Source organism: Flavobacterium gilvum (genome assembly GCF_001761465.1).
GTDB lineage: Bacteria > Bacteroidota > Bacteroidia > Flavobacteriales > Flavobacteriaceae > Flavobacterium > Flavobacterium gilvum.
On record NZ_CP017479.1, the window covers coordinates 366,785 to 390,792 of the forward strand.

The window sequence follows — 24,008 nt, forward strand, 5'->3', positions numbered from 1 at the left end:
ATCCAAACTTCATAACATTGATTTTTTTTTGATTTTATTCGAGACCCTTCCTTATATTTACATCAAAAAATTCAACTAATGAAAGAAATAACAACATCTTCAAAAATCACTGTTTTTGAAAACATTCAAGAACTCCCCTTAGTTGAGCAAAATTTAATGCTAAAAGCAATTGAAGTCAGAAAAAATGCATACGCTCCGTATTCAAAGTTTAACGTAGGAGCAGCAATTCTTTTAGATAATGGTAAAATAGTTGTTGGCTCCAATCAGGAAAATGCCGCGTATCCTTCAGGACTTTGTGCCGAAAGAGTCGCTATTTTTCAGGCAGGAAGCATTTACCCCGAAGCAAGAATACTCAAAATTACTATTTCTGGCACTTCAGAACGCAATCAAACTACCACTCCGGTTCCTCCATGTGGTGCCTGCAGACAATCCATCGCAGAATATGAAATTCGACAAGAAAGCCCTATTGAAATATATTATACGGGAGAAACAGGTGAAATTCACCACTCTGCATCCTTAAAAAATCTACTCCCTTTCATGTTTGAAAAAAAATTACTTTAAAAAAACTAAAATTTATCTTTTAAATTTTTAGTTCTTAGTAGGAATGTCTTAATTTTGCATCCCGACGCCTTCGGGGCGCAAATTTGTGGTGAGGAAACTATTTTGCGTTACTAGGTCATAATTGATAATACTATAACACTTAAGCAAAAGAATTATTTCTATGAAAGAAGTTACAAAAGAAGTCTATTTAAAGTGGTATGAAGACATGCTATTTTGGAGAAAGTTTGAGGACAAACTTGCGGCATTATACATTCAACAAAAAGTTAGAGGTTTTCTACACCTATATAACGGTCAAGAAGCTGTATTAGCGGGAGCTTTACACGCTATGGATTTGACAAAAGACAAAATGATTACTGCCTATAGAAATCACGTTCAACCTATTGGTATGGGAGTTGATCCTAGACGTGTAATGGCCGAACTATTGGGGAAAGCCACCGGAACATCAAAAGGGATGGGGGGATCAATGCACATTTTTTCCAAAGAACACCGTTTTTACGGAGGACACGGTATTGTTGGTGGACAAATTCCATTGGGAGCTGGTTTGGCATTTGGAGATAAATACAACGAAACGGGTGGAGTTACATTGACTTATTTCGGAGATGGAGCTGCTCGTCAAGGTTCTTTACACGAAGCTTTCAACATGGCTATGTTATGGAAACTTCCAGTTGTTTTTATAGTTGAAAATAACGGATATGCAATGGGAACTTCTGTTGAAAGAACTGCAAACCATACAGATATTTGGAAATTAGGTCTTGGTTATGAAATGCCTTGCGGACCGGTTGACGGAATGAATCCTGTAAAAGTTGCCGAAGCAATGACTGAAGCAATTGAAAGAGCAAGACGCGGTGATGGACCTACCTTCCTAGAAATGAAAACATACCGATACAGAGGACACTCTATGTCTGATGCGCAATTATACCGTTCAAAAGAAGAGGTTGAAGAATACAAAAAAATAGATCCAATCACCCAGGTTTTAGATGTGATTTTAGATCAAAAATATGCTACACAAGAAGAAGTTGAAGTAATTGATCAAAGAGTAAAAGATCACGTTGAAGAATGTGCTCAATTTGCTGAAGAATCACCTTACCCAGAAATTCAACAATTGTACGATGTAGTGTACGAACAAGAAAACTATCCATTCACACCTCATAAATTATAAATCAAATATGGCAACAATTGTAACAATGCCTCGCTTGAGCGATACTATGACAGAAGGGACGGTAGCAGCTTGGCTTAAAAAAGTAGGTGATAAAGTAAGCGAAGGAGATATCTTAGCCGAAATCGAAACCGACAAAGCAACTATGGAATTTGAATCCTTCAACGAAGGGACACTTTTATATATTGGAATCCCAGAAGGCGAAACTGCTCCAGTAGATTCATTATTAGCAATTATCGGAAAAGAAGGTGAAGATGTTTCTGCATTAATCGCAGGAGGCGCATCTGCACCAGCAGTAGCAGAATCAGCTCCAGTAGTAGCTGAAACTAGCACTTCTGAAACTCTAGTAGCAGCGCCAGCAGCAGCACTCCCAAAAGGAGTTGTTGTGGTAACTATGCCGCGTCTAAGCGACACCATGACCGAAGGTACAGTAGCTTCTTGGTTGAAAAAAGTTGGAGACTCAGTTGCAGAAGGAGATATTCTTGCCGAAATCGAAACCGACAAAGCTACAATGGAATTCGAATCTTTCAATGAAGGTACTCTATTATATATTGGAATTCAAGAAGGAAACACAGCGCCAGTAGATAGTCTTTTAGCTATCATTGGACCAGCTGGAACTGACATCAATGGAATAGCTGAAAATTATAAAGTTGGTGGAGCCGCTCCTGCAGCTTCTCAAGCAAAAGAGGAAGCTAAATCCGCACCAGCAGAAAAAACAGCAGAACCAGTTGAAGTAGTTAGTGACGGAAAAAGAATTTTGGCTTCTCCATTGGCTAAAAAAATAGCAAGCGAAAAAGGAATTCAATTAACACAAGTTAAAGGATCTGGTGAAAATGGTCGTATCGTAAAAAGCGATATCGAAAATTTCACTCCTTCTGCTACAGTAGCAGCTCCAGAAGCAAAAGCTCCAGAAGCTGTAAAAACAGAAGCTCCAAAAGTATTTGTACCAGCAGGAGAAGTTTTCACTGAAGAAATCAAAAACTCGCAAATGCGTAAAATCATTGCGAAACGTTTATCAGAATCATTATTCACAGCACCTCATTACAATCTCGTAATCGAAGTTTCAATGGATGATGCTATGCAATCAAGAGCAGTTATTAATACTGTACCTGATACAAAAGTATCGTTCAATGATATGGTTATCAAAGCTTGCGCATTGGCACTAAAAAAACATCCAAAAATCAATTCTCAATGGAAAGATGATGCAATAACCATCAACCATCACGTGAACATCGGAGTGGCTGTAGCTGTTGAAGATGGATTAGTAGTTCCTGTTTTAAGATTTACTGATGCGATGAGCCTTTCACAAATTGGAGCAAGCGTAAGAGATCTTGCTGGAAGAGCCAAAAACAAAAAATTAGGTCCTGCAGAGATGGAAGGAAGTACATTTACTGTTTCTAACCTCGGAATGTTCGGAATAACAGAATTCAACTCCATCATCAACCAACCAAATTCAGCTATTTTATCTGTTGGAGCTATTGTTGAAAAACCAGTAGTAAAAAATGGTCAAATTGTAGTTGGAAACACAATGATGCTTTCATTAGCCTGCGATCACCGAACAATCGACGGTGCAACAGGAGCACAGTTTTTACAAACATTAAAACAATATATTGAAAATCCAGTAACCATGCTTGCATAAACACTGCATTTAATATTCTTAATCCCGTCTAGCAAAACTAGACGGGATTTTTTTAAAATAATTTGAATATCTGGTTAAGTTTAAAAAAAAACATTAATTCAAATTTAGGGAGCACTAAGAATCAAAACAAAACCTTCAAACTAAGCTTCTTCATAAAAAAATTAACTTAATAAAATTATAATTAGACTTTCAGACAGTCTTTATTAATAAAACCAATACAATAAACCCCTATCTACTAATTAATCAATACTATTTACAATTCCCCTCTAACAAGACAGCATTTTCAAAAAATAATAACTTAAATCGGGATTATTTACTTCAAAAGCATTTGGGCGTGCCACCATTAGGAAAAGGGGGCAACTTATTGTAACGCATATTCGCCCCCTTTCCCTAATGCTGTCGTGCTGTACGCGTTACTTCGGTAACTTGCTTCCATCACTCACGCGAGCACAGTCACTAAAAAAAGCATTCATTTCTGATCATCCAAACATCAATTTTAGGATTGATCCAATAGAAGTACCAATGCTTCGGCTGAATCTTTTAATGCAAAAATAAAAGCTTTTAGAAGCCAATTTAGAGGCGTCAGGAAAATAGATTTCGGATCAAGACGAAAAGTTGTGGAGAAATTTAAAAATCTAGACATTTGTCATTTCATATTATATGCAATGCAAGATTCCTTTATCGACTTACTTAAATTGTTATTACCTGAAATAATTGTAGATTATTTTGAACTTACTTCTTATGAAAAAGGAGATGAGATACTTCATCTGTACCTTAGAGAGATTAATTCAGTTCCTAAAGAATACAGGGCGTCTAAATTAAGTTCAAAAGGATTCTTTGATGAGATAACGGTGCAGGATTTTCCTATCCGAGGACACCAAGTGTATTTGCATATCACTCGCAGAAGATGGCTTAACCAAGACACTGGAAAAGTGGTGTTTAGAGATTGGAATTTAGTAGCGGACGGCACTCGAGTAACACAAGAGTTTGCGTCTTTTTTAAAAGAGATCAATAGATTCCAAACCAAATGATTGTAATGCCATTGCCTCTTTCTATGGAGTTTCAGGTAGAAATTTACAATATCAATACAAAGAGTTTTTAAGTAATTTCAAAGCTTGGGATCAACTCAAACATGCGGAAAAATGGCTTCTCTTTCCCCAAAACATAGGCAAACGCTTGTCAATAGATGAAACTTCCCTTTCCAATGGCGAACTATATACCGTTGTAACCAACAAAGCGGCTAAAGGAAGAAAAGGAACCATAGTTGCTATGATTGCTGGAACTAAAGCGGAAACGGTAATATCTTTCATTGAACAAATCCCAATCAAACAGCGCAAGCAAGTCAAAGAAATTACTTTGGATATGGCAGCAAATATGGGATTAATAGCCAAGAAATGTTTTCCAAATGCAATTCAAGTCACCGACCGTTTCCATGTTCAAAAACTAGCACTAGACGCTTTACAAGAAATCAGAGTAAAATACCGTTGGCAAGCGATAGACCTAGAAAACGAAGCTATTGAGAAGGCTAAAAGCAGTAAAATTAAGTACGAATCTCAAATGTTATCAAATGGAGATACCAATAAGCAATTATTAGCCAGAAGCCGGCACTTTCTCAACAAAAACAAGTCTAAATGGTCAAAAAGCCAAATAATTAGAGCTATAATATTGTTCGATTTATATCCTGAAATCCAAAAAGCATATGAATTAGCTCAAGACTTAAGAAACATCTTCGAGAATACACAGAATAAAATTATTGGACTCTCAAGATTGGCTAAATGGCACGAGAAAGTAAATCAATCCGGATTTAAATCCTTTAACACAATCTCACGATCAATAGAGAATCACTATCAAACAATCTTGAATTATTTTGATAACAGAAGTACCAATGCTTCCGCTGAATCTTTTAATGCAAAAATAAAAGCGTTTAGATCTCAATTTAGAGGGGTTAGAAACATTGGATTCTTCCTTTTCAGGCTAACCAATATCTATGCATAAATTTTACTTCCCCACAGGTTTTGGGATTGATCCATTTTCAGTCCATTGCTCTACCATCTGAGCTAAGGTACCAATATTATTTAACTATTTTATAAAAAATCCCGTCTCGAAATAAAAACGAGACGGGTTTTTTAAAAGAAAGGCAGCGACATACTCTCCCACAAAATTGCAGTACCATCTGCGCAGGCGGGCTTAACTACTCTGTTCGGGATGGGAAGAGGTGAGCCCCGCCGCAATAACCACCTTAAGGTTTTGCTTGAGGGTTTAAGGTTTAATTTTGTTTAAAGTTGTTTAACCAACAACCTCAAACTTTAAACGTTAAACTTTCAATACAGCTACGCTGTAAATATTTTAACATACTGAGATAAAGAACATAAAAAGTGTTTTAGAAAGTTTCTTCTCTCTCTCGTCTCGTTTAGAACGAGACCAGAGAGAGAAAAGGGTGTACATAAGCTTACGGGTTATTAGTACTACTCGGCTATGACATTACTGCCTTTACACCTATAGCCTATCAACGTGGTCATCTTCCACGACCCTTAAAAGAAATCTCATCTTGTGGTGGGTTTCGCGCTTATATGCTTTCAGCGCTTATCCCTTCCAAACGTAGCTACTCTGCGGTGCCCCTGGCGGGACAACAGATACACTAGAGGTTTGTCCAATTCGGTCCTCTCGTACTAGAATCAGATCCACTCAAATTTCTAACGCCCACAGTAGATAGAGACCGAACTGTCTCACGACGTTCTGAACCCAGCTCGCGTGCCACTTTAATGGGCGAACAGCCCAACCCTTGGGACCTTCTCCAGCCCCAGGATGTGACGAGCCGACATCGAGGTGCCAAACCCCCCCGTCGATATGAGCTCTTGGGGGAGATCAGCCTGTTATCCCCGGCGTACCTTTTATCCTTTGAGCGATGGCCCTTCCATGCGGAACCACCGGATCACTATGCTCTACTTTCGTACCTGATCGACCTGTATGTCTCTCAGTCAAGCTCCCTTATGCCATTGCACTCTTCGCACGGTTACCAAGCGTACTGAGGGAACCTTTAGAAGCCTCCGTTACTCTTTTGGAGGCGACCACCCCAGTCAAACTACCCACCAAGCAATGTCCCCCACAATATGGGGTTAGGCCTCAGATAAACAAAGGGTTGTATTTCAACAATGACTCCACAACGCCTGGCGACGCCACTTCACAGTCTCCAACCTATCCTACACATCATTTATCCAAGGTCAATACTAAGCTATAGTAAAGGTGCACAGGGTCTTTTCGTCCCACTGCGGGTAAACGGCATCTTCACCGTTACTACAATTTCACCGAGCTCATGGCTGAGACAGTGTCCAGATCGTTACACCATTCGTGCAGGTCGGAACTTACCCGACAAGGAATTTCGCTACCTTAGGACCGTTATAGTTACGGCCGCCGTTTACTGGGGCTTCAATTCAATGCTTCTCCGAAGATAACATCTCCTCTTAACCTTCCAGCACCGGGCAGGTGTCAGGCCCTATACTTCATCTTACGATTTTGCAGAGCCCTGTGTTTTTGATAAACAGTCGCCTGGACCTCTTCACTGCGGCCTCGTCTTACGACGAGGCGACCCTTCTCCCGAAGTTACGGGTCTATTTTGCCTAATTCCTTAGCCATGAATCTCTCGAGCACCTTAGGATTCTCTCCTCGACTACCTGTGTCGGTTTGCGGTACGGGTACTAATTACCTGAAGTTTAGAGGTTTTTCTTGGAAGCCCTTAGGCGCACTATCTCTTTGTCCGAAGACTCCGAGTACTATCGTATTTCACCAAAATCTACGGATTTGCCTATAGATCTTATAGCTAGGTACTTCAACGAACTATTCCGTCAGTTCGCGGCGCTTTCATCACTCCGTCACCCCATCACAGTAATCAGTAGTACGGGAATATTAACCCGTTGGCCATCGACTGTCCCTTTCGGGTTCGCCTTAGGTCCCGACTAACCCACAGCTGATTAGCATAGCTGTGGAAACCTTAGTCTTTCGGTGTGCGGGTTTCTCGCCCGCATTATCGTTACTTATGCCTACATTTTCTTTTCTGTCCAGTCCAGCTCTCCTTACGAAAAACCTTCAACCCTGACAGAATGCTCCCCTACCACTTGCAGTTGCCTGCAAATCCATAGCTTCGGTAATATGTTTATGCCCGATTATTATCCATGCTCGTCCGCTCGACTAGTGAGCTGTTACGCACTCTTTAAATGAATGGCTGCTTCCAAGCCAACATCCTAGCTGTCTGGGCAGACAAACCGCGTTCTTTCAACTTAACATATATTTGGGGACCTTAGCTGATGGTCTGGGTTCTTTCCCTCTCGGACTTGGACCTTAGCACCCAAGCCCTCACTGCATAAAAACATTATATAGCATTCGGAGTTTGTCAGGAATTGGTAGGCGGTGAAGCCCCCGCATCCAATCAGTAGCTCTACCTCTATATAACTTATAATATGCGCTGCACCTAAATGCATTTCGGGGAGTACGAGCTATTTCCGAGTTTGATTGGCCTTTCACCCCTACCCACAGGTCATCCGAAGACTTTTCAACGTCAACCGGTTCGGACCTCCACACTGTGTTACCAGCGCTTCATCCTGCCCATGGGTAGATCACACGGTTTCGCGTCTAACACTACTGACTAAAGCGCCCTATTCAGACTCGCTTTCGCTACGGATCCATGGCTTAACCACTTATCCTTGCCAGCAACGTTAACTCGTAGGCTCATTATGCAAAAGGCACGCCGTCACCCAACTAATGGGCTCCGACCGCTTGTAAGCGTATGGTTTCAGGATCTATTTCACTCCGTTATTCACGGTTCTTTTCACCTTTCCCTCACGGTACTGGTTCACTATCGGTCTCTCAGGAGTATTTAGCCTTAGCGGATGGTCCCGCCAAATTCAGACAGGGTTTCACGTGCCCCGCCCTACTCAGGATACCACTATCTATTACATTCATTACCCATACGGGGCTATCACCCTCTATGGCGTCACTTTCCAGTAACTTCCGGTTCTGTTTGCATAAAATATCGTGGTCCTACAACCCCAACATTGCCGTAACAACATTGGTTTGGGCTAATCCGCGTTCGCTCGCCACTACTTACGGAATCACTTTTGTTTTCTTCTCCTCCGCCTACTTAGATGTTTCAGTTCAGCGGGTTTGCCCACCTATCGGTGTACTATGTCTTCAACATAGTGGGTTGCCCCATTCGGATACCTGCGGATCAATCGGTGTGTGCCCGTCCCCGCAGCTTTTCGCAGCTTATCACGTCCTTCTTCGCCTCTGAGAGCCTAGGCATCCCCCATACGCCCTTATTTTGCTTATTGTACTTACGGTTTATTGTTTTTTGTTTATCGCTTATCGTTTTGTAACTACAAACTAAAAACTATCAACAACAAACGCATTTGTTCTTTCTACTTTTTATTATTTCTTATCTCAATATGTCAATGAACTTTAATATGTATTAAGATTCTTGTATTAAGTATTAAGATTTTGTCTTAATTCTTGATACTATCATCTTGATACTATCTGTGGAGAATAACGGAGTCGAACCGTTGACCTCCTGCGTGCAAGGCAGGCGCTCTAGCCAGCTGAGCTAATCCCCCAATCTAATTATGAATTGTGAATTATGAATTATGAATGATTATTCACAACCTCTCAACTCTAGAATTTCCTTTTTTTAAGCTTTCTACAGTCTTTTTTAATTTATAACTTATAATTCATAACTTATAACTCTAAAAAAGTAGTCCCGGGCAGACTCGAACTGCCGACCCCTACATTATCAGTGTAGTACTCTAACCAGCTGAGCTACGAGACTCTGTTTTTTACTTATTTTTAATTCTTTTTTTTAAATTAACAGCAAGAGTAATATAATCTTCGGTCTTGAAACCAATTGTCTCTTCGTCTTCTCTCTTTAGCGTGCCTTGCAGCTAACACTAAAGCTCTAGAAAGGAGGTGTTCCAGCCGCACCTTCCGGTACGGCTACCTTGTTACGACTTAGCCCTAGTTACCAGTTTTACCCTAGGCAGCTCCTTGCGGTCACCGACTTCAGGCACCCCCAGCTTCCATGGCTTGACGGGCGGTGTGTACAAGGCCCGGGAACGTATTCACCGGATCATGGCTGATATCCGATTACTAGCGATTCCAGCTTCACGGAGTCGAGTTGCAGACTCCGATCCGAACTGTGACCGGTTTTATAGATTCGCTCCTCCTCACGAAGTGGCTGCTCTCTGTACCGGCCATTGTAGCACGTGTGTAGCCCAAGGCGTAAGGGCCGTGATGATTTGACGTCATCCCCACCTTCCTCACAGTTTGCACTGGCAGTCTCGTTAGAGTTCCCGACATGACTCGCTGGCAACTAACAACAGGGGTTGCGCTCGTTATAGGACTTAACCTGACACCTCACGGCACGAGCTGACGACAACCATGCAGCACCTTGTAAATTGTCTTGCGAAAGATCTGTTTCCAAATCGGTCAATCTACATTTAAGCCTTGGTAAGGTTCCTCGCGTATCATCGAATTAAACCACATGCTCCACCGCTTGTGCGGGCCCCCGTCAATTCCTTTGAGTTTCAGGCTTGCGCCCGTACTCCCCAGGTGGGATACTTATCACTTTCGCTTAGCCACTGAAATTGCTCCCAACAGCTAGTATCCATCGTTTACGGCGTGGACTACCAGGGTATCTAATCCTGTTCGCTACCCACGCTTTCGTCCATCAGCGTCAATCCACTGGTAGTAACCTGCCTTCGCAATTGGTATTCCATGTAATCTCTAAGCATTTCACCGCTACACTACATATTCTAGTTACTTCCCAGTAATTCAAGTTCAGCAGTATCAATGGCCGTTCCACCGTTGAGCGATGGGCTTTCACCACTGACTTACTAAACCGCCTACGGACCCTTTAAACCCAATGATTCCGGATAACGCTTGGATCCTCCGTATTACCGCGGCTGCTGGCACGGAGTTAGCCGATCCTTATTCTTACGATACCGTCAAGCTCCTTCACGAAGGAGTGTTTCTTCTCGTACAAAAGCAGTTTACAATCCATAGGACCGTCATCCTGCACGCGGCATGGCTGGTTCAGGCTTGCGCCCATTGACCAATATTCCTCACTGCTGCCTCCCGTAGGAGTCTGGTCCGTGTCTCAGTACCAGTGTGGGGGATCTCCCTCTCAGGACCCCTACCCATCGTCGCCATGGTAAGCCGTTACCTTACCATCTAGCTAATGGGACGCATGCTCATCTTTTACCGTTGGAACTTTAATATAAACTTCATGCGAAGTCCATATACCATGGGGTATTAATCCAAATTTCTCTGGGCTATCCCCCTGTAAAAGGTAGATTGCATACGCGTTACGCACCCGTGCGCCGGTCTCTAGTTCCGAAAAACTATACCCCTCGACTTGCATGTGTTAAGCCTGCCGCTAGCGTTCATCCTGAGCCAGGATCAAACTCTTCATCGTATATTGTTAAGCATTACTGCTTGTCTTATTTTCGACTCCGATTCTAGTGGTTATTCTCAAATCTTCCGATTCTATTACTCTTATTTTATTTGTCTCGTTGCAAGCAACGAGACGGCTGTCAATTCAATATGTCTAGGAACGTGTTCTTCTTTTGTTTTGCCCGAAACGCGATAAATCGCTGTCTCTACTTTTCGCTTTTCAATCTCTCTCAAAGCGGGTGCAAAAGTACAATGCTTTTTCTTTACCCACAAGCTTTTTTGAATCTTTTTTTGAAAATTTTATTTTCTCCTCTAATTCAAATGCTTGCCAATATTTAAAAGAACTTTTGTGCTGTTGCGGGTGCAAAAGTAGTGCGTTTATTCGTTTTGACAATGGCTTTTTTGAAGTTTTTTATATTTATTTTTTAACTGACTGATATGCCCAAATTTACACATTCGGATTATTCGGTATTTAGGAGTTTATAGATGCCTTTCCTTCGCTTTGGATGTTTTTAGCTTTCCCTTTTGAATATAATATTAGGGCTTTTTTCTAGCAGAGACGCGAAAACGCAAAGGCAAAACTTTTTTTGCGATAGGGTAACACACAATAAGGAGACGCACTGCAGTGCGTCTCTACGCACAGATTATCCAATTAAATTATTTTAGGAATATGACGAATTGAACAGATATCACATTTAAATAATTCCTTCCTATATATAATATGGTGTCGTTTTGGATTTCTCTCTTATGAAAACCCATGCCCTAGCCCCGATAGAAGCGAAAATCCTTGTGGGCCTCGTCTTTTTCGGACGAGACACACAAGATTGTAGCGGATAGCGGGAAATAGCTCCTAATTATTTGGATGAATTTAATCGAAACGAAGCGCCTTTACGGGAGAAATTTTTGTGATTATATACGAAGGGATTAGCAATACTAATGTACAGATCACAATCGTAAGGAGATTAAGAGCCAAAATATATCCAAGATTAAGATATACTGGAGCCTGATTAACATAGTAATTTTCGGGATTGAGCTTTATGACTCCGAAATGTTGCTGTATTAACAACAACGAGATTCCTATTAAATTCCCCCAAAACAATCCTCTTACTATAAGATAAAAAGCGTTGTAAAGGAAAATTTTTCTAACTGACCAATTATTAGCCCCCAATGACTTTAGTATTCCAATCATTTGAGTTCGCTCCAAAATAAGAACCAACAACGCAACAACCATATTTATAGTCGCCACGAGTATCATCACAACTAATATCACAATGATATTGAAATCAAAAAGTTGCAACCACTCAAATATGTAACTGTATTTTTCTATGATTGTTTTACTGTCTAGGGTTGAAGATGTTTTTTTATAGACTTGATCGCCGACTTCTTTTATAGTATTGAAATCTTTCACAAAAACCTCAAAAGCTCCAATTTGGCTTGGAGCCCATTTATTGATTTTCTGTATGTGACGAATATCCCCTATTATATAAGTAGCATCGAATTGTTGAAACCCCGAATTGAAAATCCCCACTATTTTGAATCGGCGAACATTTGGCAATTTATTTTGCTCTTCCTTTATAAAAAAAGTATTAAAAGAATCACCCACCTTTAAACTGAGTCTGTTTGCAAGGAACTGAGAAATCACAACTTCTTGAGTGACGTTCTTGGAGAAATCGGGCAATTTGCCAGAGACAATATATTCTTTAATATTTCCCCATTGATAATCTTTTCCTACTCCTTTGAAAATTATTCCTTCAAATGCTGTTTCGGTTCTTATTATTCCTGCTTTACTGGCTATCGCCTGAATATGATCGATTCCCGGAACAGAATTGAAATTTGGGTAAAAATCTTGATTTTTTGAAATGGGCGATAATGTGATTTCGGATTGGTTGTTGTCGTAATTTGAAATTATGATATGACCATTGAAAGCAGCAATCTTTTCCCTTATTTTATTTTGTAAGCCAATCCCGGTAGCAACAGATACAATCATCATAATCATACCAATTGCAATTGCAGCTATTGCAATATTTATAATAGGCGCCGATATGCTGCTCTTATAATCTTTGGCAGTGATAAGTCGTTTGGCAATAAAGTATTCTAAATTCAAATTAATTTATTTTGAGAAGCTCAACAAATATACATAAAGTTTCATTTAAGATTTTGCCAATCTATTATAACGGCAATCTCTTTTTCATTTCTTCAACAATATTGAAGGCTGCTGGACAAATTGCAACATTCTTAAGGGTTAAATCAGCAATTTGCTGGAACTTCTTTCTGTCTGTATGAGGAAATTCCCGGCAGGCTTTTGGCCGTACCTCATAGATAAAACAAGTATTGTCATTATCCAAAAAAGTACACGGCACACTTTGCAACACATAATCTTTATCCTCATCGATGCGCAGATATTGATCGATAAATTGTTGCGGTTTTTGTTTCAAAAATTTTGAAATACGCTCAATATCCGCTAAAGTGAATAATGGCCCTGTGGTTTTGCAACAATTGGCACATTGTAAACAATCAGTTTTTTTGAATTCGGCATCATGAATGTCTTGCATTATGTAATCCAAATTCTTGGGTGTCTTCTTTTTTAATTTATCAAAATACTTTTTGTTTTCGATATGCTTATCTTTGGCAAGTTTTCCTAATTCGTTTAAAGCTGGTTTCAAATCCGAAATGTGTTTGTGATTTGACAAAAGTACTAAACTTTAAACAGGGAAATTTAAACTTGAAACTTATTTTTATGAAAGACCTTTTCGGAAAAGCCATACTCGATTACCAAACCAACAACCAACCGGAAGACTTAATTACCGAAACGAGTATTTCTGAAGAAGATGCAATGAGTGTTGCCTATCTTTTTAGAAACTACAACGAAATGCCAGGAATTGAACAGAAAGCATTACAACTGGCAAAAGGAAAAATTCTCGACGTAGGATGTGGAGCAGGAAGCCATAGTTTGAGTTTGCAAAACGACAGAAATCTAGAAGTTGTTTCGATTGATATTTCGGAAAATGCAATTCAAGCCTGCAAACTTCTCGGATTGAAAAACGCAAGAGTTCAAGACATAATGACGTTGGAAAATGAAAAATTCGATACCATTTTACTTCTAATGAATGGCACAGGAATATTTGGAACACTAAAAAAAACATCCGCTTTTTTGCAAAAGCTAAGAAGTCTTTTAAATCCAAATGGACAAATTCTGATTGATTCTTCGGATATTATATATATGTTTGACGAAGATGAAGACGGAGGCAAATGGATTCCATCGGATAATGACTATTACGGAGAAACCATTTTTAACATTACCTATAAAGGAGAAAAAGAAGTTCCCTTTGATTGGTTATTTTTGGATTACAACACCTTACAAAATGCAGCTCATGCCAATGGACTTCAATGCGAACTAATCCTTGAGGGTGAACATTATGATTATTTAGCAAAGCTTTCTGTTTAAAAAAATTTAAAAGCTACAATCTTTTTCTAAAAAAAAAGCCAAATGTCTACCAACATCTGGCTTTAGTATTCGTAAGCTAGTTACCCAACTAACCTTGGCTGGCAACTTTTATTGGTAATTCATACAGAACCCTGACTTTTTTACCACCAAATTCTCCCGAAGACCACTTTGGAAACATCGAAACAACTCTTTTTGCTTCAGTTCCAGTTCCATCACCAAGATCTTTTACCACTTTGACATTAGTAATTGAACCATCAATTTCAATAACGAAGGCCACTTTAATGATTCCTCCGAAACCTTCATAATCGGCAAGTTTAAAATTTTTACCAATAAAAGCCATTAATTGAGTATACCCACCTGGGAATTCTGGACGAACTTCAACATCTTGATAATTATAAGGGGCATCATCAACCATTGTTGCCGTAGCCTGAGCAGAGGCAAAATTAACAACAAACAAAACAAATAATAAAAGTAAATTTTTATTCATAAGCTATTTTTTTAATTATTTAATAATCTAAAAAACAAAATACGGTAGGTTATTTTGTAAATATATAAAAAAACAGAAGTATAAAAGCTAAATACATTAAAATCTGTCAGCAATATTAACACACTTACGAATAAAAATACAATTAATTGAAACGCAAATTGTTACAAAATTAACTAAAAAATCAAAGCTAATAATCAGAAAGAAAATACCTAAAAAACAATAAAAAGTCAAAAAAAAGAAATAAGTTTTTTTTTACGTCAAAAAAATTAAAAAGGCTGAAAATCAAAATTATGCATTGTACATCATTCAACAAACAAGACAAAAACACAAAAAAAACAGCCAGAACAACTTAGAAAAGTTATCTGGCTACAATTATAATAATCACTCAACTTGAAAAATATTTACAATTACTTATGGAATATTCAGATACTTATGAGTTTGAAGTGACACACGCCATTTTGGGTTATTCATAACATAATCGACAATTAAAGGAGTCATTTCTTCTTTTTTACTCCACTCAGGTTGAAGAAAAAGAATTGCTTTAGAGTTTACTTTTTCAGCTTGCTCTTCTGCAAATATAAAATCATGCTTGTTGTAAATAATAACCTTAAGTTCATCTGCATTATCATAAGCAGTTTGAGTAGGCAATTTATTTTTTTTAGGAGAAAGACAAATCCAATCCCACGTTCCACTTAACGGATAAGCTCCGGAAGTTTCTATATGTACTTTTAAATTATTTTGCTTTAATTTTTGGGTCAAAGGCCCCATATCCCACATCAAAGGCTCGCCTCCTGTAACAACAATTGTGTTTGCGTACTTAGTAGCATTATCAACAATTAAATCAATATTGGTAGGCGGATGCGACTCTGCATTCCAACTCTCTTTGACATCACACCAATGACAACCAACATCACAACCTCCAACTCTGATAAAATAAGCGGCTGTACCCGTATGAAATCCTTCACCCTGAATTGTATAAAATTCTTCCATAAGTGGAAGCATGATTCCTTTATTGACTTCTAATTGAATTTCTTTAGATAACATTATATAAAATTAAGCCACAAAGGTACGCAAATAAAAGAGAAGTCAAGAATGCAGACAACAGTCCAATTTATTTTTAGCTTAATGAATACGAAATACAAAAAAAGGTAATCATTTCTGATTACCTTCTTCAAATTATTGATTAATATCTTTTATTTCAACGCTTTGATTGAATTTAAAGCATACTCATTTGTTGGATCAATAGCTAAAGTTTTATTGAAATATTCAATAGCTTTTGCTTTGTCGCTGTTGGCGTAACTAGCAGCCGAAGTATTATAACTTTCAACCATCTTTTTAACAGTTGCTGGTTTTGCTAATTCCTCAGGACCTTTTTCTGTAACAACTCTCACAAAATCATCATAGTACTTAATAGTCATAGCGTCATTTTCCATCAAACTATTTGTTCTTGCTCTGTACAAATAAGCATCTTGAGTTTTTGGTGAAGCTTCAATTACTGCTCCGTAAGCCAAATCAGCTTTCTGTAAAGCAACTACATCTGGCTTAACAACATCTTTTCTGGTATTGTCAAAGTAGATACAATTTCCTAAGTAGAAATTGTCTAAAACATAATTTTTAGACTCTTTATTGGCTACTGCAATTTCATATATTGCAGCCGCTTGTTTGTATGCTTTCTGCTCATATAATTTCTTTCCAACCTCACTAATATTAATTGCCAATCCATTAGCATCCATCTCAGCAGATTTTTTTATATCTAAAACTGCACTGTCAAATAATGCATTATCAATAGTTTTACCATCTTCACTTACGGCTTTTTTGATTTTAGCAAAACCAAGTGTTTGATAATCTAACCCAATCACTTTATTTGTAGGCACAGAAACGAAATTTTCCAACGATTTAATAGCAACATCATAATTACCATTTTGGTAAGCAGAATATCCTAAATAACGCATAATTCTAGGATTCACTTTATCTAACTCAACCATTTTATTAGCTTCAACTTCTAGAGCTTTGTACTCTCCTGCTAACACCAAAAAGTCTGCATGACGCATTCTGGAACTAATAGAGTAATCTGTCAATGACAAATATTTCTCATAATTTGTAAGAGCCTTTTCTACATAAATTCTATATTTTGAAGGTTCATTTCTTCCCCACAAATAATAAGTTTCTGCCAATTCACGGTAAACAGGACCGTAAGTTCCATTGATGGCAATAACTTCATCAAAAGCTTTTATTGCTTCAGTATATGCTTTTGCCCCTTTAAGTAAAACACCAAGTTGCATTTTTGCTCTAATCAAAGTATTATCAGTATTATAAGCCTTACGATAAGCAGAGTAGGCCTCGTTTTGATTTTTATCTCCAAAATATGCGTTACCAAAAGCTAGGTTTAATTGCGCATCTTCTGGATTAACTAATTTTGCTTTATTCAAATATTCAAGTGCTTTTTTATAATCTGGCTTAGTCGAAATAGTGTAAGCACGACCAATATAGATTAACTCTTCAATATCTTTCTTTTTTAAATCTTTTGTTGCTAAAGCAAATTTTTCTTCGGCACCAGTAGTATTCCCATTGTCTAGATCAATTAACCCTAAACCAATGTTATTCAGTCTTGCCCCCTCGCTACCAGCAAGTCCTTTTTGGTAAAAAACTTTAGCAGAATCACTATTATTCTGCAATAAATAAACATTTCCTAAATAAAAATCAGCTGTACCATTTGTTGGCTTTGCATTTATTATGGATTTTAAAATTTTTTTTGCGCTTTCAAATTGCTCGCCATCAATAGCTTTTTTTGCTTGATTAAGATCTTGCGCCTGGCTAGCTGAAACAACAGCCAATAAAGCAATACTTAAAACTTTAACTTTGTTCATTTTTTTAAAATTAATTTATTTATTCTTTTTCTTTATTCGACTTACCACTAATTATATTTAATCTCCTTGAAGGCACTTTATTCGGAAGCAATCCCGATTTTAAAACTATCCTTTGTCCGATATCTCCAGCAGCAAAAGAAGCAATCCCCATTCCCAAACCAGAAGTCCCTTGACAGTTCACAATATACAAATCTCTTAGCAAAGGATAAGTACCTTCAGCAAAATCATTTTGCGACGGTGAATAATACCCAGGTTTATTAAGACCTTGAACACTTAGTACATTTATTTTGCTTATAACAGACTCCATTGACGGTTCAGGCTGTGACAACCAATTCACTCCAACAACACCAATCATTCCATCGTTTTCAGAAACAAACTTCAAAACTTCATTATTAGTTTTCAAGCTATATATATCCTTATCCGACAATGCATCTAATCCGGCTAAATTATTCATATAACTGACAGTACTTGAATTAGGGTTATCGAACACAAGTCCTTTAATTTTCGAATTTCTTTCGCCTTTCATGAAACCAATTACATCTTTTAACGCAATTAAAGTATCATTATTTGATTTATTGGAAACAAAAGCAATTCCATCTATAGCAAATTTAGTTATTTTAGGAACTATCTTTTTTTGTTCAAACAATTTTAACTCTTTTTTTGTTAAATCCCTAGCCAAAACTGCAATTTTAGCTTTTTCGTTATACAAAGAGTTCAAAACTTCGGCTTCAGATTTTGAAACTAATGAAAATTCCGCATCATATTTACTTTCAAAAACCATTACTTCGTCTTCAACTATAGGCAATACAGTCTCATCAACATAAATAGTTGCTTTACCTTTTAAAATTGTTTCAACGCCTGCAACTTCATTTTCATTTTTTTTACAGCTAAAAAAAATGAAAACAACCGACATCAAAATCAAAAAGTTTTTATATCCAGACATATTTAATCCTTATTAGCGTTATAAACCCGAAAGAAACGAATAATCGAATATGCAATTAAAATAATTCCAAGCGCAATTCTATATTTCATTTCCATTTGGAAAGGAAATTTTTTCCAAAAAATAACCATTACACCCAAAAAGAAATAAGCACAAAAAACCAAAACCGTTATAACAAGAAGAAATCGCTCAATAAGCGATTTCTTCTTCAAATTGTTAAATAAATTATTTAACATTATTCTGCAGATTGAATAGTAATTGGTAGAGAATACAATACTCTCACTTTTTTACCATTTTGCTCACCTGGGATCCATTTTGGACATTTATTCAAAACTCTGATAGCTTCTTTTCCAGTACCGTAACCTATATCTCTTACAACTTTGATATCTGTTAACGAACCATCTTTCTCAACAACGAAAGTTACATAAACCTTACCTTTCAGACCTTCTTCCTCTGGAGCTTGATAATTTTTACCTACAAAAGCATAAAATTTCTCAATACCACCTGGAAACTCCGGTTTTTGCTCAATACCTGCCAAAGAGTGAACACTAGTATCTTCCTCGATAACTTCCTGAACAACAGGCCCATTACCTACAGGCTCATCAATAGTGATTTTAGCATTTGGATCTCCCTTAATATTCTCAGAACCAATTTTTTTGTCTTTGATATCTTCGATTTTTGGAGGCTCCTCAGTAACTTCATCTGCCTTTGCAACTACAGGTTTCACAAATTTAACCTGATCCACTCTTGGTGGAGGTGGTGGTGGTGGTGGCAGATTTTTAATCTCTTCCACTTTCTTCTTAGGTGGCAACTTCACAGTAACAATCTTTTTGTCTAAAGCAGCATCATCCTCACCTCCTTTTGGCAAGTAACTCGCAATAAGCGGAGCACTGACTGCAAGACTAAAAGCAATACTACCAATGATAAGAGCCCTCACAGAAGTCTTACGATTCGATTTTCTAAGCTCATACGCTCCGTAGAGTTTATTACGCCCTTCAAAAACGATCTCTATCCATTGATTTTTTATTAAATCTAATTTCATTTTTTATAATTATTAGGTTATTAGAAAAAAATAGACAACTCTATTTTTTTGCTTCTAACAATACTTTCTCTTCAGGAAGAAAATCATTTACGATAGCATAAGTATCTACTCCAACGATAGCCATTTCATCCAAAACATCAACTAAATTACGATAAGTTGATTTGTTGCTTGGTTTAATGATTACAATCATTCCGTTTTTAGGCTTGCCTTGAGATATAGAATATTGTTTCACTTTTTCTTTTCTAGCAATCAACTCCTTACGGATACCATCTTTCCCGTATGTAAAATCTTTAGGTGCTTCAATCACAGTAGGACCAAGAACCCCTACATATCTTACCAATTTACCATTTTCGCCAAGTAAAATAGTCATGGTACGATTCTCATCAACTTTTACATCTTTATTATCTTTATTATCGTCCTCTTTATCCGGTAATGTTAAATCCATGGATTGAGGTTTAGACAAGGTAGTAGTAAGCATAAAGAACGTGATCAATAAGAAAGCCAAATCCACCATGGCAGTTAAATCTACCTTTGAGTTTTGCTTTTTACTTCTTACCTTGCCACCTTTGCCTCCACCACCGTCGCCGGTATTTAATTCAGCCATTTTAGTGTCTCTTTTTTAATTAAAAATTCTTACCTCTTAAACCAGTTACCAAGCTAAAATTATTAACTTTCTGATCCTGTAGCATATCCATTACTTTTTTAATCGCTGGATATTGTTCTTTCGAATCTCCTTTTATTGCAAATTGCAAATCTTTGTCATTAATATCTCTAGTTGCTCTGCGAGCATTTAAAACCCAGTCTTTCAATTGATTATCCAACGAATCTTGAGGTATTCCAGGCTGTCCTGCTTTGTTTCTGTCTGCCGATTTCATATCGATAATTTGCTTTAAACTTTGAATTGGCACCCCAAAACTTTCCATTAATGCAAATTTTTCTTTATCATCATCTGAAAATTGAACACCGTATTTTTCACCCATCAATTCAAGAGTTCTTTTACGAACTTCTCTATCTTGCAAGTCAAAGAATACAGCATTTTTTCCGTCCACTTTACCAATTGTCAAAGTTGACAAATTCTCAGCTGGCAATTTTGTTTGCACAGTAGATTGTGGTGTATCAACAGGTAATACTTCAGGAACTTTAGCAGTGGCAGTCAAAATAAAGAACGTAAGCAAAAGAAACGCAACATCACACATCGCCGTCATATCGGTCGACGTGGACTTTTTTTTCATTTTTATTTTAGCCATTATTTATGTCTATTATTTTGATAAAAATTTATCAAAAATTAATTATTGTCTTAAACTTCCTCTGAAGTGTCTGTAAGTGTTTACAATTGTAGTACCTGCTTCGTCAATAGAGTAAGTTAAATCATCAATTTTTGAAGTAAAGAAATTGTAAGCAACAATTGCAGTAATAGATGTAGAGATACCTGTAGCCGTGTTAATCAAAGCCTCAGAGATACCAACCGCAAGAGCAGCTTGGTCTGGCGTACCTGCAGTTGCCAAAGCACCAAACGCTTTAATCATCCCCGATACAGTTCCTAATAATCCTCCAAGTGTTCCCAAAGATACCAAAGAAGAAATGATAGTCATGTTTTTCTCTAACATTGGCATTTCAAGAGAAGTAACCTCTTCAATTTCTTTATGAATTACTTCTGAAGCCTCTTCACTGTTGAATCCTTCTTTTTTAACATCTTGATATTTAACTAATGCTGATTTAATAGCATTTGCAACAGAACCTTGTTGTTTGTCACATGAAGCAATCGCACCATCAATATCACCAGATTTGATACTTGTTTGAACTGCTTTCATAAATTTATCCAAATTCCCTTTTCCAGCAGCTTTTGCGATAACGAAAAATCTTTCAAGAGAAAACACAATAACCATTAATAACATACCTAATAACACTGGTACTATAAATCCTCCTTTGTAAACTTGTCCTAACGTATTTAATGGATGTCCCTTTTCAGTATCTCCACCTTCAAAATTCGAAGGATCTCCCATCACCTGAGACCAAATCAACCAACCTACAAAAATGCATAATGCAATAATAATTCCTGAAACCATTCCTCCTCCATTCGAAGTGCTTTCTTTTTTAACTTTAACGTTTGCCATTTTTTTTAAATTTTAAATATTTATTTTAGTTTTAATAAACTTGTATAGGAGCAAATTTAATTTTTTAGTTGAAATAAAAAAACTTTTTTTTTAGTAATCTCACAATTTATTTTGTTAACAAAATATAAGTACATTGTTTTTTAAGAATAATTGAAAATTTTACTCAATGAATCACTATAATTAATTTAAAAAAAAGTGTTTTAAGCTATTCTTAAAATTATAATTCAAAAAAATAATTATTCCCAAAAGGCAATAAAAATAAGAATCTAGCATTATTTATGATCTTTTTTTAAAGAAAAAACTTTCAGAATCATTCAAAAAAAATCAATACCTTAGCTACATACTTTAATATTCCTCAAGAAATGAGTAAAAAAGAAAACTTTATCCAACTAATAAACGATAGCTATCTGTCACAAGGTGAGAGTATAACACTAGGCGGAGCCATTCTTGACAGCGAGACATTACCCAATACTTTCGTCAAAATTCCACTAAAAACATTAAATAGACACGGACTAATTGCCGGCGCTACAGGAACAGGAAAAACAAAAACAATCCAAGTTCTTTCGGAACAATTGTCCACATTTGGCATCCCAGTACTAATGATGGATATAAAAGGTGATTTTAGCGGAATAGCTAAAGAAGGCGAAGAAAAAGATTTTATAAAACAACGTCATGCTAAATTAAATATTCCTTATTCTGTATCTGCGTTTCCTGTAGAATTACTTACGCTTTCACAACAAAATGGGGTTCGTCTTCGCTCTACTATTTCGGAATTTGGACCTGTACTTTTCTCCAGGATTTTGGATTTAAACGATACACAAGCAGGTGTTGTTTCCATAATATTCAAATATTGTGATGACAACAAAATGCCTTTATTGGATTTAAAAGACTTCAAAAAAGTCATCAATTATATTACCGATGAAGGAAAAGATGAAGTTGAAGAGAGTTACGGCAAAATTTCAACCTCGACAACAGGCACTATCTTAAGAAAAATAATAGAACTGGAACAACAAGGAGGAGATTTGTTTTTTGGAGAACTTTCCTTTGAAATAGACGACTTGTTTCGCCTTGACGAAAACGGGAAAGGCTACATTAATATTATACGATTAACAGACATTCAAGACAAACCCAAATTATTCTCTACTTTCATGTTGAGTTTACTTGCCGAAATTTATCATCAAATGCCTGAAAAAGGTGATGTCGACCAACCTGAATTAGTCATTTTTATTGACGAAGCTCATTTGATTTTTAATGAAGCTAGCAAAGTCCTATTGGAACAAATAGAAACCATCGTAAAATTAATTCGTTCCAAAGGAATCGGTGTGTATTTTATCACCCAAAATCCTATGGATGTTCCTAGTGGCGTCCTGGCACAACTAGGATTAAAAATCCAACACGCATTGAGAGCTTTTACCGCCAATGATAGACAAGCCATCAAACAATCTGCAGACAATTATCCAACTACCGAATATTACAAAACTGACGAAGTATTAACAAGCTTAGGAATTGGCGAAGCTTTTGTGACTGCTTTAAATGAAAAAGGAATCCCAACGCCTCTTGTAGCCACAATGATGCGTGCTCCAATGAGTCGAATGGATATTTTAAGCGATACTGAAATTCAAGAAATTAATGCTAATTCCAAATTGGTAAAAAAATACAGTGAAGTCCTTGATCGAGAAAGCGCTTATGAAATGCTCACCAAAAAAATTGAATCGGCTCAAGAAAATGCTGTTGCTCCTGAGGAGGAAAGAAAAGCAAGCAACGAACCTAGTACTGCAAGCATAGTAACCAAATCTGTTTTGAAGGTCGTTACCAGTGCCACTTTTATCAGAGGAGCATTTGGAATATTATCAAAAATGTTTAAAAAGTAATAACGACTCTCTTCCTGTATATAAGGAAGCAACAAATCCAAACATTAAAAATTATTATTTTTTAGTTTAAAAAAGACATGAAAGCATACGCTACCATAGGATTATTAATCCTATCAAATATCTTTATGACATTGGCATGGTATGGCCATCTCAAATTCAAAGAATTAAAATGGTTTGAAAACGCAGGTTTAATAACCATCGTCTTAATCAGTTGGGGACTTGCCTTATTTGAATATTGTTTTCAGGTCCCTGCAAACAGAATAGGCTACGAAGGAAATGGCGGTCCTTTTTCACTAATGCAGTTAAAAGTCATCCAAGAAGTAATTACGTTGGTCATCTTTGTGCTGTTTTCATTATTATTTTTCAAAAATGAAACCTTCAGATGGAATCATTTTGTTGGTTTTTTATGTTTGGTTTTGGCAGTTTATTTTATATTCAAAAAATAATTT

At 37.1% G+C, this 24,008-nt stretch carries 18 protein-coding genes, 2 tRNA genes, 3 rRNA genes and 1 pseudogene; 9 read left to right on the top strand and 15 right to left on the bottom strand.

Annotation, left to right across the window (positions count from 1 at the left end; all coding sequences use genetic code 11):
* Window positions 1-78 precede the first annotated feature (78 nt).
* From cdd to EM308_RS01585, 6 genes and pseudogenes are all read left to right on the top strand, one after another.
* Entirely contained in the window at window positions 79-561 is a 483-nt protein-coding gene (gene cdd, locus EM308_RS01565; RefSeq protein WP_035639629.1) for a cytidine deaminase, read from the top strand.
* A 160-nt stretch (window positions 562-721) separates the two neighbouring features.
* Window positions 722-1,720 (top strand): pyruvate dehydrogenase (acetyl-transferring) E1 component subunit alpha, encoded by a 999-nt coding sequence (gene pdhA / locus EM308_RS01570; RefSeq protein WP_035639634.1) that lies wholly within the window; start codon window positions 722-724, stop codon window positions 1,718-1,720.
* Between the two features lie 7 nt (window positions 1,721-1,727).
* Complete coding sequence (locus tag EM308_RS01575; protein WP_035639636.1) at window positions 1,728-3,356, top strand: pyruvate dehydrogenase complex dihydrolipoamide acetyltransferase; 1,629 nt, start codon at window positions 1,728-1,730, stop codon at window positions 3,354-3,356.
* A 509-nt stretch (window positions 3,357-3,865) separates the two neighbouring features.
* Window positions 3,866-3,955, top strand: a pseudogene (locus EM308_RS18440) (transposase); the annotation flags it as partial.
* A gap of 66 nt (window positions 3,956-4,021) precedes the next feature.
* On the top strand, window positions 4,022-4,387 hold the full coding sequence (locus EM308_RS01580) for an ISAon1 family transposase N-terminal region protein (protein ID WP_035640510.1): 366 nt from the start codon (window positions 4,022-4,024) through the stop codon (window positions 4,385-4,387).
* 10 nt (window positions 4,388-4,397) lie between these two features.
* The gene (locus EM308_RS01585) at window positions 4,398-5,351 is read left to right on the top strand and encodes an ISAon1 family transposase (RefSeq protein WP_197516509.1); all 954 of its coding nucleotides are present in this window, start codon (window positions 4,398-4,400) and stop codon (window positions 5,349-5,351) included.
* A 137-nt stretch (window positions 5,352-5,488) separates the two neighbouring features.
* On the opposite strand, the gene rrf is transcribed toward EM308_RS01585, so the two are convergent.
* From rrf to EM308_RS01620, 7 genes are all read right to left on the bottom strand, one after another.
* A 5S ribosomal RNA gene (gene rrf, locus EM308_RS01590) occupies window positions 5,489-5,598 on the bottom strand.
* Window positions 5,599-5,795: 197 nt separating this feature from the next.
* A 23S ribosomal RNA gene (locus EM308_RS01595) occupies window positions 5,796-8,680 on the bottom strand.
* A gap of 205 nt (window positions 8,681-8,885) precedes the next feature.
* Window positions 8,886-8,959: transfer RNA gene (locus EM308_RS01600), tRNA-Ala, on the bottom strand.
* A 138-nt stretch (window positions 8,960-9,097) separates the two neighbouring features.
* Window positions 9,098-9,171: transfer RNA gene (locus tag EM308_RS01605), tRNA-Ile, on the bottom strand.
* Window positions 9,172-9,301: 130 nt separating this feature from the next.
* Window positions 9,302-10,815 (bottom strand): 16S ribosomal RNA (locus tag EM308_RS01610).
* The 16S, 23S and 5S rRNA genes sit together here with 2 tRNA genes alongside, the layout of an rRNA operon.
* Window positions 10,816-11,661: 846 nt before the next feature.
* Complete coding sequence (locus EM308_RS01615) at window positions 11,662-12,897, bottom strand: ABC transporter permease (RefSeq protein ID WP_035640554.1); 1,236 nt, start codon at window positions 12,895-12,897, stop codon at window positions 11,662-11,664.
* 64 nt (window positions 12,898-12,961) lie between these two features.
* Window positions 12,962-13,456, bottom strand: coding sequence for a YkgJ family cysteine cluster protein (locus tag EM308_RS01620; RefSeq protein WP_035640558.1), 495 nt, complete (start codon window positions 13,454-13,456; stop codon window positions 12,962-12,964).
* 74 nt (window positions 13,457-13,530) lie between these two features.
* Here EM308_RS01620 and EM308_RS01625 point away from each other — a divergent pair, with 74 nt between their 5' ends.
* A complete protein-coding gene (locus EM308_RS01625; RefSeq protein ID WP_035640551.1) occupies window positions 13,531-14,238 on the top strand; it encodes a class I SAM-dependent methyltransferase in 708 nt (235 codons plus the stop codon).
* Between the two features lie 88 nt (window positions 14,239-14,326).
* On the opposite strand, the gene EM308_RS01630 is transcribed toward EM308_RS01625, so the two are convergent.
* The 8 genes from EM308_RS01630 to EM308_RS01670 all read right to left on the bottom strand — a co-directional run bounded on the left by EM308_RS01630 (window position 14,327) and on the right by EM308_RS01670 (window position 21,688).
* The gene (locus tag EM308_RS01630; RefSeq protein WP_051877908.1) at window positions 14,327-14,725 is read right to left on the bottom strand and encodes an energy transducer TonB; all 399 of its coding nucleotides are present in this window, start codon (window positions 14,723-14,725) and stop codon (window positions 14,327-14,329) included.
* Between the two features lie 411 nt (window positions 14,726-15,136).
* Window positions 15,137-15,769, bottom strand: coding sequence for a 7-carboxy-7-deazaguanine synthase QueE (locus EM308_RS01635; RefSeq protein ID WP_035641397.1), 633 nt, complete (start codon window positions 15,767-15,769; stop codon window positions 15,137-15,139).
* A gap of 149 nt (window positions 15,770-15,918) precedes the next feature.
* Complete coding sequence (locus EM308_RS01640) at window positions 15,919-17,592, bottom strand: tetratricopeptide repeat protein (RefSeq protein WP_035640868.1); 1,674 nt, start codon at window positions 17,590-17,592, stop codon at window positions 15,919-15,921.
* A gap of 19 nt (window positions 17,593-17,611) precedes the next feature.
* Window positions 17,612-18,535 carry a PstS family phosphate ABC transporter substrate-binding protein gene (locus tag EM308_RS01645; protein WP_035640865.1) on the bottom strand — a complete coding sequence of 308 codons (924 nt, stop codon included), beginning with the start codon at window positions 18,533-18,535 and terminating at the stop codon, window positions 17,612-17,614.
* 232 nt (window positions 18,536-18,767) lie between these two features.
* On the bottom strand, window positions 18,768-19,574 hold the full coding sequence (locus EM308_RS01655) for an energy transducer TonB (RefSeq protein ID WP_035640861.1): 807 nt from the start codon (window positions 19,572-19,574) through the stop codon (window positions 18,768-18,770).
* A gap of 40 nt (window positions 19,575-19,614) precedes the next feature.
* Window positions 19,615-20,178 (bottom strand): ExbD/TolR family protein, encoded by a 564-nt coding sequence (locus EM308_RS01660; RefSeq protein WP_035640858.1) that lies wholly within the window; start codon window positions 20,176-20,178, stop codon window positions 19,615-19,617.
* A 19-nt stretch (window positions 20,179-20,197) separates the two neighbouring features.
* Window positions 20,198-20,821, bottom strand: coding sequence for an ExbD/TolR family protein (locus tag EM308_RS01665; RefSeq protein WP_035640857.1), 624 nt, complete (start codon window positions 20,819-20,821; stop codon window positions 20,198-20,200).
* 42 nt (window positions 20,822-20,863) lie between these two features.
* Window positions 20,864-21,688, bottom strand: coding sequence for a MotA/TolQ/ExbB proton channel family protein (locus EM308_RS01670; protein ID WP_035640854.1), 825 nt, complete (start codon window positions 21,686-21,688; stop codon window positions 20,864-20,866).
* Window positions 21,689-22,050: 362 nt separating this feature from the next.
* Between EM308_RS01670 and EM308_RS01675 the strand changes: the two genes are divergently transcribed.
* On the top strand, window positions 22,051-23,559 hold the full coding sequence (locus EM308_RS01675; RefSeq protein WP_035636994.1) for a helicase HerA-like domain-containing protein: 1,509 nt from the start codon (window positions 22,051-22,053) through the stop codon (window positions 23,557-23,559).
* 77 nt (window positions 23,560-23,636) lie between these two features.
* Complete coding sequence (locus EM308_RS01680; protein WP_035636990.1) at window positions 23,637-24,005, top strand: DMT family protein; 369 nt, start codon at window positions 23,637-23,639, stop codon at window positions 24,003-24,005.
* Window positions 24,006-24,008 lie beyond the last annotated feature (3 nt).